Below are 11,708 nucleotides of genomic sequence, written 5' to 3' on the forward strand. Positions count from 1 at the left end.
GGTCAGTCCAGGTCGTCGTGGCGCATGAGCTGGCGGCCCGCCTCGGTGATCGACCCCGACAGCGACGGGTAGACCGAGAAGGTCAGCGCCAGGTCGTCCACCGTGAGCTGGTTCTGCACGGCCAGCGCGATGGGCAGGATCAGCTCGCTCGCCCGCGGCGCCACGATCACCCCGCCGATGACCACCCCGGTGGCCGGGCGGCAGAACAGCTTCACGAAGCCGCGGCGCAGGCCCTCCATCTTGGCCCTGGCGTTGGTGGCCAGCGGCAGCATGACGGTGCGCGCCGGGACCGTGCCCGCGTCGATGGCCTGCTGGTTGATGCCGACGGTGGCGATCTCCGGGTGGGTGAACACGTTCGCCGCGACGGTCTTGAGCTTGATCGGGGCCACCCCCTCGCCGAGCGCGTGCCACATGGCGATGCGGCCCTGCATGGCCGCGACGGACGCCAGCATCAGCACGCCGGTGCAGTCGCCCGCCGCGTAGACGCCGGGGACGCCGGTCCGCGAGACCCGGTCGACCTTGAGGAAGCCGCCGTCGCCCGGGGCGAGGCCGATCCGCTCCAGGCCGATGTCGTCGGTGTTGGGGACGGACCCGACGGTCATCAGCGCGTGGCTGCCGCGCACGACCTCGCCGCCCTTGAGGTGCACGGTGACCCCGGTTCCATCGCGGTCGATGCGCTCCGCGCGGGCGTGCTTGACCAGGGTGGTGCCGCGCTCGGCGAACACGTCCTCCAGCACCGCGGCGGCGTCGGCGTCCTCGTGCGGCAGCACCCGGTCGCGGCTGGAGATGACGGTGACCTTCACGCCCATCTCGATGAACGCGGAGGCGAACTCGGCGCCGGTGACCCCGGAGCCGACCACGACCAGGTGCTCGGGCAGCTCCTCCAGGTCGTAGATCTGGCGCCAGTCCAGCACCCGCTTGCCGTCGGGCTCGGCACCGGGGATGACCCTGGGGGTGGCCCCGGTGGCGATCAGCACCACGTCGGCCTCGACCACCTCGGACTCGCCGCGGGACTCGACGCGCACCCGGTGGCTGGCCATGCCGGTGTGCGGGTCGCAGAAGCGGGCCTCGCCGTGCACCACCCGCACGCCCTCGCGCTGCACCCGGTTGCGGACGTCGGCGGACTGCGCCAGCGCCAGGCCGCGGACCCGGCCGCGGACGACCGGCAGGTGCACGGTGGAGTCCACGTCGTCCACGCCGATGCCGAGTTCGTCGGCGCCGCGGAAGGCGACCCTGGCGCTGGCGGAGGCGATGAAGGTCTTCGACGGCACGCAGTCGTAGAGCACGCAGGCGCCGCCGAGGCCCTCGCGCTCGACCACGGTGACCTCGGCCCCGTGCTGCGCGGCGACCAGGGCGGCCTCGTAACCGGCCGGACCCCCACCCATGATCACGATCCGGGTCACCAGGTCCTCCTTCGCACGAACTGACAAAAACGGCGCTGACGTCCGCGAACACCATATGCGGGCGGTCGCGGGGCCGCGGCGGGTGGCCGCGAAATGGTGATCCACCGCGCGGCTGCCTGGCGTTCGGCGCCATCGTCGCTAGGCTGTCGGCGTGCCGCTCTACGCCGCCTACGGGTCGAACATGGATCCGGGCCAGATGATGGAACGTGCCCCGCACTCGCCGATGGCGGGCACCGGCTGGCTGGTGGGCTGGCGGCTGACCTTCGGCGGTGAGGACATCGGCTGGGAGGGCGCGCTGGCCACCATCGTCGAGGACCCGGACTCGCAGGTGTTCGTCGTGCTCTACGACGTCACCGACGACGAGGGGAACCTGGACCGGTGGGAGGGCTCCGAGCTGGGGCTGCACTCCAAGATCCGGTTGCGGGTGCAGACGCTGGAGGGCTCGGTGCTGGCCTGGCTGTACGTGCTGGACGCCTACGAGGGCGGTCTGCCCTCGGCCCGCTACCTGGGTGTGATGGCCGACGCGGCGGAGGCCGCCGGGGCGCCCGCGGACTACGTGGCCGACCTGCGCAACCGCCCGTGCAGCGGGATCGGTCCCGCAACAAGCTGACACAACCAGGGCGAGGCTCGCACGTCTTGTCGGTATGAGACGAAACGCCTTCCGCATCGCCCTCGTGGCCGCCACCGCCGCCGCGCTCTTACCCGTCACCACCGCCACCGCGGCGACCTCGTACTGCGGGATCACCTGGGGTTCCGGGGCGAAGACCGCCCCGCCCACCGCGTACGGGCCGCTGACCGACGTCCGCGCGGGTACCCAGCCCTGCTTCGACCGCCTGGTGCTCGACGTCGCCGCCACCAGCGGCTACCGCGTCGAGTACGTGCCCGCGGTCAGCGAGGACCCCACCGGTGACCCGGTCCCCCTGCGCGGCGGCGCGTTCCTCCAGGTCATCGCGGAGAACCCGGCCTACGACGACGCCGGGAACCCCACCTACCTCCCGGCGAACCGGGCCGAGCTGGTGGACGCGACCGGCCTGCCGACGCTGCGGCAGGTGGCGTGGGCGGGCTCGTTCGAGGGCCAGACCGGACTCGGCGTGGGTGTCCGCGCGCGGCTGCCGTTCCGGGTGCTGGTGCTCAGCGGCCCGCCGCGGCTCGTGGTGGACGTCGCCCACCAGTGGTGACCGCTCGGTCGTGACGGCTCAGGCGAGCGCCGCCAACGCGGTGTGCGCCATCACCCGCACGCCGGTGAGCAGGGCGCGCTCGTCGAGCTGGAACGTGGGCTGGTGCAGGTCGCGCATCGGGCCCTCGCCCGGCCAGACGCCCAGGCGCATGAACGAGCCCGCGCAGTGCTGCAGGTACCAGCCGAAGTCCTCGCCGCCGCTGGACTGGTTGGTGGTGGTGAGCGCCCCCTCGCCGAGGGCGGCGACGACGGCGTTGTCCAGGACCTCGGTGCTGTCCGCGTCGTTGAGCACCGGCGGGACGCCGCGGCGGTGGTGCAGGTCGTAGCCGACGCCGGTGGGCACCAGCAGCGACTGCACCAGGCCCGCGACCAGTGGTTCCAGCTCGGCCCAGATCGAGTGGTCGCCGGTGCGCAGGGTGCCGCGCAGCAGGCCCTCGCGCGGCACGGCGTTGGGCGCCTCGCCCGCGTGCACCGCGCCCCACACCAGGACGGTGCCGGAGCGGGGGTCGACGCGGCGCGACAGCAGCGCGGGCAGGCCGGTGATGACCGTGCCGAGGGCGTGCACCAGGTCTGCGGTGAGGTGCGGGCGGGAGGTGTGGCCGCCGGGTGAGGTGAGGTGCAGTTCCAGCAGGTCCGTCGCGGAGGTGATGGCGCCGACCCGGGTGCCGACCCTGCCGACCTCCAGCCTCGGGTCGCAGTGCAGGCCGAAGATCCGGTCGACGCCGTCGAGGCCGCCCGCGTCGATCACCTCCAGGGCACCGCCGGGCATGACCTCCTCGGCGGGCTGGAAGATCAGCCGGATGCGGCCGGGCAGCTCCGGCGCGCTCGCCAGCGCCAGCGCGGTGGCCAGCAGGATCGTGGTGTGCGCGTCGTGGCCGCAGGCGTGGCAGGCGCCGGGCTCGGTGGCCGCGTGCGGCAGGCCGGTGGCCTCGGTCAGCGGCAGCGCGTCCATGTCGGCGCGCAGCGCCACGCAGCGCCCGCCGGTGCCGATGTCGCAGACCAGGCCGGTGCCGCCGGGCAGGCCCTGCGGTTGCAGGCCCGCCGACTTGAGCAGGCCCGCGACCAGCTCGGTGGTGGCGAACTCCTGCCGGGACAGCTCCGGGTTGGCGTGCAGGTGGCGGAACCAGGCGAGCACGTCGCCGGAGTTGGCGGCCAGCCAGCCGTCGAGCCAGTCGGGGCCGCGGCCCGCTCCGAGATCCTCCACAGGGGGCATACTGACCCCACTCGGGGAGATCAGCACAGCGGGATCACCTCCCGGGGCTCCGGAGTCGTCGTCCGCGGGCAGGTCGGGGCGCGAGTACAGCACGGTCACGCGATCCCTCCGACGGGGTACTGGGCTTCGGCTGCGGTGTCCATCGGGGACGATCCTGCCCCATCCGGTCCGGGCACTGTGTCCTCGCCCACCCCGGCGCGGTCCGCGGTCCGCGCGCTGCGCCGAGCGGGCGACCGGCTTCGGCGAGGCCGAATTCGATGATCAAGACAACCGGGCGTCCGCTGAGCCGAACCGCTCCCTACTTCTTCTTCTTGGCCCGCGTCCGGTTGCCGTAGACGACGATGCCGAGCAGCACCACCGCGACCGCGCCGATGATCAGGTTGTTGCGGGACTTGGCCGTGTCCGCCTCGCTGGGCGCGTCGATCACGGGCCCGGCCGGGGCGGTGGTCGTCGGCGGCTGGGCGAGGGTGCTCGCCCCGGCGGGCGCGGCGCCGAGCAGGAACACGACGAACACCGCGAGCAGCAGCTTGGTCGCGCGGACGGCCATGGGGGCCTGCCTCCAGGGTCGGGAGCGTAACGGGACGACCACCAGGTTAGTCGGACCGCTCACGCTCCGCGAAGGCCGAAAGGATCTTCTGCGCGGCCAGGGTGGCGGTCAGCTCGCCGTCGCGCACCCGCTGTTCGACCGACGGGGTGAGCGCGCGGACCGCCGGGTGCTCGCGCAGCCGCGACAGCAGGGTGTCGTGGACCATCGACCAGGTCCAGTCGACCTGCTGGGTGCGCCGCTTCTCGGCCAGCTCACCGGACCCGTCGAGGGCCTTGTGGTGCTGCTCGACCTGCTCCCACAGCGTGTCCAGTCCCAGGTTCTCCTGACCGCTGCACGTCAGCACCGGCGGCGTCCAGGTGGCCTCCGGCGAGCGCAGCAGCCGCAGCGCCCCGGCCAGTTCGCGGGCCGCCTTCTGCGCGTCGCGGGCGTGCTCGCCGTCGGCCTTGTTGACCGCGATGACGTCGGCCAGTTCCAGCACGCCCTTCTTGATGCCCTGGAGCTGGTCGCCGGTGCGGGCGAGGGTGAGGAACAGGAAGCAGTCGACCATGTTGGCCACGGTCGTCTCCGACTGCCCGACGCCGACGGTCTCCACCAGCACGGTGTCGAAGCCCGCCGCCTCCATCAGCACGATGGTCTCGCGGGTGGCCTGGGCAACGCCGCCGAGCGTGCCGGAGGTGGGCGAGGGCCGGATGAACGCGGCCGGGTCCACCGCCAGCCGCTGCATCCTGGTCTTGTCGCCCAGGATGCTGCCGCCGGTGCGGGTCGAGGACGGGTCGACGGCCAGCACCGCGACCCGCCTGCCCGCGCCGGTCAGGTTGGTGCCGAGCGCGTCGATGAAGGTCGACTTGCCGACGCCGGGGACCCCGGTGATGCCGACCCGGTGCGCGCCGCCCGCGTGCGGGAGCAGCTCGACGAGCAGCTCCTGGGCGAGCGCGCGGTGGTCGGCCCGCCGGGACTCCACCAGGGTGATGGCCCGCGACAGCAGGCCCCTGTCCCCGGCCAGCACGCCCTTGACCAGCGAATCCAGGTCGGGCAGCCTAGCCAAGCTCGTACCCGTGCTGATCGCCGAGCTTGCGCAGCAGCTCGGCGGCGGCGTCGGCGATCACGGTGCCCGGCGGGAAGATCGCCGCCGCGCCCGCGGCCCGCAGCTCGTCGAAGTCCTGCGGCGGGATGACACCGCCGACGACGATCATGATGTCGTCGCGGCCCAGCCCGGCCAGCTCCTCGCGCAGCGCGGGCACCAGCGTGAGGTGCCCGGCGGCGAGGGAGTTGACCCCGACGATGTGCACGTCGGCCTCGACGGCCTGGCGCGCGACCTCGCCGGGGGTGGAGAACAGCGGGCCCACGTCGACGTCGAAGCCGAGGTCGGCGAACGCGGTGGCGATCACCTTCTGGCCGCGGTCGTGCCCGTCCTGGCCCATCTTGGCGACCAGGATGCGCGGGCGGCGCCCCTCGGCCTCGGCGAACGCGTCCACGACCGCCCGCGCACCGTCCACGTTGGACACCCCGGCTCCCACCTCGTCCCGGTAGACGCCGGAGATCGTGCGGATCTGCGCGGCGTGGCGGCCCCAGACCTTGCCCAGCGCCTCGGAGATCTCCCCGACGGTGGCCTTGGCGCGGGCCGCGTCGATGGCCAGCTCCAGCAGGTTGCCGTCGGCGTCGGCGGCCCGGGTGAGCGCGTCGAGCCTGCTCTGCACGGCGTCGTTGTCGCGCTCCTCGCGCAGCCGCCGCAGCTTGTCGAGCTGCTGGGCGCGCACCCCGGCGTTGTCGACCTTGAGCACGTCGATCTGCTCGTCTTCGTCCACGCGGTACTTGTTGACGCCGATGACCGGCTGGCGGCCGGAGTCGATGCGCGCCTGGGTGCGCGCGGCGGCCTCCTCGATCCGCAGCTTGGGGATGCCCGCGTCGATGGCCTGCGCCATGCCGCCCGCGGCCTCCACCTCGCTGATGTGGCCCCACGCCTTGCGGGCCAGGTCGTAGGTGAGCCGCTCGACGAACGAGCTGCCGCCCCACGGGTCGATCACCCGGGTGGTACCGGACTCCTGCTGGAGCAGTAGCTGGGTGTTGCGGGCGATGCGCGCGGAGAAGTCCGTGGGCAGCGCCAGCGCCTCGTCGAGGGCGTTGGTGTGCAGCGACTGCGTGTGCCCCTGGGTGGCGGCCATGGCCTCCACGCAGGTGCGGATGACGTTGTTGTAGACGTCCTGGGCGGTCAGCGACCAGCCGGAGGTCTGGCAGTGCGTGCGCAGGCTCAGCGACTTCGACGACTTCGGCTCGAACTGCTTGACCAGCTTGGCCCACAGCAGCCGGGCCGCGCGCATCTTGGCGACCTCCATGAAGAAGTTCATGCCGATCGCCCAGAAGAACGACAGCCGCGGCGCGAACCGGTCCACGTCCAGCCCGGCCTCGCGGCCCGCCCGGATGTACTCCACGCCGTCGGCCAGCGTGTAGGCCAGCTCCAGGTCGGCGGTCGCCCCGGCCTCCTGCATGTGGTAGCCGGAGATGGAGATGGAGTTGTACTTCGGCATGTGCTGGGAGGTGAAGCTGAAGATGTCGGAGATGATCCGCATCGACGGCCGCGGCGGGTAGATGTAGGTGTTGCGGACCATGAACTCCTTGAGGATGTCGTTCTGGATGGTCCCCGCGAGCTGCTCCGGCTTCACCCCCTGCTCCTCGGCCGCGACGACGTAGAGCGCCAGCACCGGCAGCACCGCGCCGTTCATGGTCATCGACACCGACATCTTGTCCAGCGGGATGCCGTCGAAGAGCTGGCGCATGTCGTAGATGGAGTCGATGGCCACACCGGCCATGCCCACGTCACCGGCCACCCGGGGGTGGTCGGAGTCGTAGCCGCGGTGGGTGGCCAGGTCGAAGGCGACCGACAGCCCCTTCTGACCGGCGGCGAGGTTGCGCCGGTAGAAGGCGTTGGACTCCTCGGCGGTGGAGAACCCGGCGTACTGGCGGATCGTCCACGGCTGGTTGACGTACATCGTCGGGTACGGCCCGCGCAGGTACGGGGCGATGCCCGGGTAGGTGCCCAGGAAGTCCAGGCCCGCGGTGTCCTCGGCGGTGTAGACCGGCTTGACGCCGATGCCCTCCGGGGTCTCCCAGGCCAGGGCGTCGGCGCCCTTGCCGGTGGACTCGTCGAGCGCCTTCTGCCAGTCGGCGAGGGCCGGGGAGACCGGCTCGCCGAGGTCGACGGCGGAGAAATCGGGGATGCTCATGCGGGGACTCCCAACGTCTCCAGCGTGGTGCGCAGCACCGTCAGCGCGTCGCAGCCGGTGAACACGAAATCGTCCACACCGGAGCGCAGGTGCTCGTCGGACGGCTTGCCCGCCAGCAGCAACCGGGTGGCGCTGCCGCGCAGCGCCTCGATCACCGGGGCGGCCAGCTCGGTGTAGGACCTGTCCGATCCGCAGAGGCAGGCGACGGTGGCGCCGCTCTCGGCGAAGCGGGCGGCGGCGGTCTCCGCGTCGGAGATCACCCCGCCGGTCACGGTCTCGATGCCGCCCGCCTGGAACAGGTTGGCGGCGAACCCGGCGCGCGCGTTGTGCGCGGCGACCGGGCCGAGCGTGGCGAGGAAGACCCTGGGTCGGGCGCCCGTCTCGGCGAGGACCCGGTCGGAGCGGTCGCGCAACTCCTCGTAGGCCTCGGCGTAGCGGACCGCGGGCAGGCCGCCGCCGGGTTCGGCCGGTTCCGGGGTGCGGACCACGGCCTTCTCGGCGAGGTTCGGGAACTCGCTGACCCCGGTGATCGCGTCCGCCCGGGTGGCCAGGTTGGCCGAGCGGGCCGCCCAGGTGGCCGCCAGCCGGTCGCCGACCAGGCCGGAGTCCAGGGCGGCGACGATCCCGCCCGCGCGCTCGATCTCGGTGAACCAGGACCACGCGGCCCTGGCCAGCTCGTCGGAGAGCCGCTCGACGTACCAGGAGCCGCCCGCCGGGTCGATCACACCGGCCAGTTTGGACTCCTCCAGCAGCACCGACTGGGTGTTGCGGGCGATGCGCCTGGCGAAGGCGTCGGGCAGGCCGAGCGCGGCGTCGAACGGGAGCACGGTGACCGCGTCCGCCCCGCCGACGCCCGCGCCGAAGCAGGCCAGGGTGCTGCGCAGCATGTTCACCCACGGGTCGCGGCGGGTCTGCATGGCCGGGCTGCCGACCGCGTGCTGGCGCTGCGCGGCCGCCGCGGCGGAGATGCCGCTGACCTCGGCGACCCTGGCCCACAGCCTGCGCGCGGCGCGCAGCTTGGCGATGGTGAGGAACTGGTCGGCGGTGGCGGCGTAGCGGAACTCCAGCCGGGCCGCGGCGGTGTCGACGTCGAGCCCGGCGTCGGTCAGCGCCCGCAGGTAGGCGACGCCGGCGGCGAGCGCGGCGCCGAGTTCCTCCGCGTCCGACCCGCCCGCGCGGTGGTACGGGGTGCCGTCGACGGTGATGGCCCGCAGCAGCGGGTGCCGGGCGGTGTCGGCGGCCAGCGCGGCGGCGTCGCCGAGCAGGTCGGCGCCGGAGCCGGTGCGCGCGTGCAGGCCGATCGGGTCGGCACCGAGGTTGCCCTTGACCTCGCTGGCCGGGATGCCCTTGTCGGTGTGCACCCGCAGCAGCTCCTCGGCGGCGGCGCGGAAGTCCGCCCCCGCCTCCAGGGTGACCGGGGCCAGGTCCAGGTAGACGTCGGCGAGCACGTCACCGAGGGAGGAGATCGGCAGGCCGGACCCGCCGAGCACCAGCCACAGCGAGGTGACGCCGTTCTCCAGGTCCGACAGCACGGCCTTCGCGGTGGTCGCCGGGTCCGGGTCGGCGTGCCGCTGGCGCACGTCCCAGCCGCCCGCGACGTTCCCCTCCGGACGGCCGCCGCGGGTGAACGGCGGCAGGCCGGGGAAACCGGCGGGCGGGGCGGTGTCCTCGGCGGTGTAGAGCGGGGCGAGCGTCACGCCGTCGTAGGTGCGGGTGGACAGCAGCGACTCGACCGACTCGTCGAAGCCCTCCGGCACCGCGTTCGACTTGCGCAGGACGCCCGCGACGAGCTCCTGCCACTGCTCGCGCGCGGCCTCGGCGAACTCACCGGCCAACGTCAGCTCGTCCGGCTCGGCCTGCGGCGCGGAGGGGGGTGTCATGACCCGCAATGCTACGGAAACCCGTGCTCAACACCAGGTGGCAACGCTGTGAACCTGGTCGCGGTTGACAAACGCCTGGTGTGGTGCGGTTCGTGAGCACCCCTTTGTCACGGGCGCACACTTCCCGCCCCGGTCGGGCGCGGGGTGCTCCACAATGGGCCGCGTGGCGGAGAACGAGGGTGAGCGGCTGATCGCGGGCCGCTACCGGTTGGGCGGCCTGCTCGGCCAGGGGTCGATGGGCACGGTGTGGGCGGCCTACGACGAGTTCCTCCGCCGCAACGTGGCCGTCAAGGAGGTGCGGCTGCCGCCGGGGATGCCCGCCCGCGAAGCCGACGAGCTGCGCGAGCGGACCCTGCGCGAGGCGCGGGCGATCGCCGTGGTGTCGCACCCGAACGTGGTCACCCTGCACGACGTCGCCCAGGAGGACGGCGAGCCGTTCGTGGTGATGGAGTACGTGCCCTCGGTCAGCCTGGCCGAGCTGCTGCGCGACCACGGCCCGATGGGCACCGCGCGGGCCGCGGTGGTCGGCGACGCGGTCGCCGCCGGGTTGCAGGCCGCGCACGAGGCCGGGATCACCCACCGCGACGTCAAGCCGGGCAACGTCCTGGTCGGACCGGACGGGCGGGTCAAGCTCACCGACTTCGGCATCGCCCGCAACGTCTCCGAGCGCACGCTGACCAAGTCCGGGGTGATGCTCGGCTCACCGGCCTACATCGCCCCGGAGATCGCCGCGGGCGGCGACGTCACCCCGCGCGCGGACCTGTGGGGGCTGGGCGCGACCCTGTTCGCCGCGGTCGACGGGCACGCCCCGTACGACCCGGACGGGCAGGTCGTGGCCACCCTGGCCGCGGTGGTCGACGGCGAGGTGCCGCAGCCGGAGTACGACGGCCCGCTGCGCGAGGTGATCACCGGGCTGATGGTGAAGGACCCGGCCGCCCGGCTGCCGCTGGACCGGGTCCGCGAGCTGCTGCACCCGCTGCTGCCCGGCCCCGGCGACCGGGTGTTCGACGAGCTGGCCATCCCGGTGCGGGAGCTGGAGCGGCCCACGGTGGTCACCGAGCCGGTCGGGGCGCCGACACCGCGGAGCGAGGTGAGCGCCCCGCTGGCCGCGGTGCCGGGCCCGCTGCCGTTCGAGGGCCCCCCGCGGCGCGGGCGCCGCGGACCGGCGGCGGCGACCGCGCTCGGCGTGGTCGCGGCGGTGCTGTTCGCGGCGGCGGCGACGGGCGGGTTCACCCTGGTCAGGGTGGTGGGCGGGGCCCCGGTCGCGCCACCGGTGACGACGACCTCCACGGTGCCCCCGCCCACGGCACCGGTGCGGCAGCTCGTCCCGCGCGCCGCCGACGCCTCACCGCTGGCGGGCACCCAGGGCGCGGCGTTCTCCGTGCCAGTACCGGAGGGCTGGGTCAAGTTCGTCGAGCCGCGCCGCACCACCGGCCTGCCCGACAGCACCCGGGTCCACTGGGTCTCCCCCGACGGCGGGTCGCAGGTGACGGTGGAGCGCTACGCGGGTTTCTCCGGCGAGAGCACGCTGCCGGAGTACCTCCGGGCGCTGGCCGGGCAGAGCCCCGGCTACCAGCTCGTCGGCGGACCGCAGCCGGACGGGGAGGGCCCGCGGCAGATCACCTACCGCACCGCCGACAGCGCGCAGGGCACCCGGACCGCGCCGAGCGCGGCACCGCTGATCCGGTCGAACTTCGCCTCCCTGGTCACGGTCGGGGCGGACCTGTGGGTGGTCGGCGTGTCGGTGCCGATCGAGCAGGAGGACTCCGGTCGGCGAATGCTGTTCACCCAGGTCGCACCCGGGTTCAAGGTCACCGGCTGAGCCCGGGGCCGCCACCGCGCGGGCGGCGGCCGCCTCAGACCAGGGCACCCACGCCCACCACCTCCGGCTGCCGGTGCCAGTGCGCCCCGGGGTCGTCGAACGCGTCCTGGTAGCCGGGGCCCGCGATGGGGCGGGCCGCGAGCAGTTCCTCCGGCAGGTCGAAGGCGTCGACCATGGTCCGGGCGGGGCCGACGAGGTCGGCGATGGCGTCTTCGACCAGGTCGGGCAGGGCGTGGACCTGGTCGGGGTTCAGATCGCCCGCGGCGAGCAGGGTTCCGCTGTGCGCCTGGAGGCGGCGCAGGGCGAACAGCCGGTGCGCCGAGTGCAACCCGCGGGCCGCGGTCGGGTCGGCGGCGCGCTGCGCCCACCCCAGCAGGGCGGCGGCGGCGAGGCGCTCGGCGCGCGCGGTCACCGCCGCGAGGGCGTGCGGCGCGGCGGCGTTCCA

Annotated in this window: 10 protein-coding genes; 3 read left to right on the top strand and 7 right to left on the bottom strand. The window is 73.8% G+C overall.

Features of this window, described 5'->3' with window-relative positions; all coding sequences use genetic code 11:
* Window positions 1-2 precede the first annotated feature (2 nt).
* Window positions 3-1,403 (bottom strand): NAD(P)H-quinone dehydrogenase, encoded by a 1,401-nt coding sequence (locus tag L6E12_RS26880; protein WP_236230713.1) that lies wholly within the window; start codon window positions 1,401-1,403, stop codon window positions 3-5.
* Between the two features lie 151 nt (window positions 1,404-1,554).
* Here L6E12_RS26880 and L6E12_RS26885 point away from each other — a divergent pair, with 151 nt between their 5' ends.
* Both L6E12_RS26885 and L6E12_RS26890 read left to right on the top strand, forming a co-directional pair.
* The gene (locus L6E12_RS26885) at window positions 1,555-2,013 is read left to right on the top strand and encodes a gamma-glutamylcyclotransferase (RefSeq protein WP_236230714.1); all 459 of its coding nucleotides are present in this window, start codon (window positions 1,555-1,557) and stop codon (window positions 2,011-2,013) included.
* A gap of 34 nt (window positions 2,014-2,047) precedes the next feature.
* On the top strand, window positions 2,048-2,581 hold the full coding sequence (locus L6E12_RS26890) for a hypothetical protein (protein WP_236230715.1): 534 nt from the start codon (window positions 2,048-2,050) through the stop codon (window positions 2,579-2,581).
* Between the two features lie 18 nt (window positions 2,582-2,599).
* Here L6E12_RS26890 and L6E12_RS26895 read toward each other — a convergent pair whose 3' ends face one another.
* From L6E12_RS26895 to L6E12_RS26915, 5 genes are all read right to left on the bottom strand, one after another.
* Window positions 2,600-3,892 (bottom strand): amidohydrolase, encoded by a 1,293-nt coding sequence (locus L6E12_RS26895; RefSeq protein ID WP_236230716.1) that lies wholly within the window; start codon window positions 3,890-3,892, stop codon window positions 2,600-2,602.
* A gap of 199 nt (window positions 3,893-4,091) precedes the next feature.
* Window positions 4,092-4,340 (bottom strand): hypothetical protein, encoded by a 249-nt coding sequence (locus L6E12_RS26900; protein ID WP_236230717.1) that lies wholly within the window; start codon window positions 4,338-4,340, stop codon window positions 4,092-4,094.
* Window positions 4,341-4,386: 46 nt separating this feature from the next.
* Window positions 4,387-5,385, bottom strand: a complete 999-nt coding sequence (gene meaB / locus L6E12_RS26905) for a methylmalonyl Co-A mutase-associated GTPase MeaB (RefSeq protein ID WP_236230718.1) — start codon at window positions 5,383-5,385, stop codon at window positions 4,387-4,389.
* Window positions 5,378-7,561: a methylmalonyl-CoA mutase gene (scpA, locus tag L6E12_RS26910; protein ID WP_236230719.1), complete on the bottom strand. Its 2,184-nt coding sequence runs from the start codon at window positions 7,559-7,561 to the stop codon at window positions 5,378-5,380. Before scpA ends, meaB begins: the two co-directional genes overlap by 8 nt.
* Entirely contained in the window at window positions 7,558-9,441 is a 1,884-nt protein-coding gene (locus tag L6E12_RS26915) for a methylmalonyl-CoA mutase family protein (RefSeq protein ID WP_236230720.1), read from the bottom strand. Before L6E12_RS26915 ends, scpA begins: the two co-directional genes overlap by 4 nt.
* Before the next feature lie 154 nt (window positions 9,442-9,595).
* Between L6E12_RS26915 and L6E12_RS26920 the strand changes: the two genes are divergently transcribed.
* Window positions 9,596-11,263 carry a serine/threonine-protein kinase gene (locus tag L6E12_RS26920; protein ID WP_236230721.1) on the top strand — a complete coding sequence of 556 codons (1,668 nt, stop codon included), beginning with the start codon at window positions 9,596-9,598 and terminating at the stop codon, window positions 11,261-11,263.
* 34 nt (window positions 11,264-11,297) lie between these two features.
* Here L6E12_RS26920 and L6E12_RS26925 read toward each other — a convergent pair.
* The coding region (locus tag L6E12_RS26925; protein ID WP_304523919.1) for an acyl-CoA dehydrogenase at window positions 11,298-11,708 on the bottom strand (411 nt) is incomplete at its 5' end.

Origin of the sequence: Actinokineospora sp. PR83 (genome assembly GCF_021056305.1) — a bacterium.
Lineage (GTDB): Bacteria > Actinomycetota > Actinomycetes > Mycobacteriales > Pseudonocardiaceae > Actinokineospora > Actinokineospora spheciospongiae.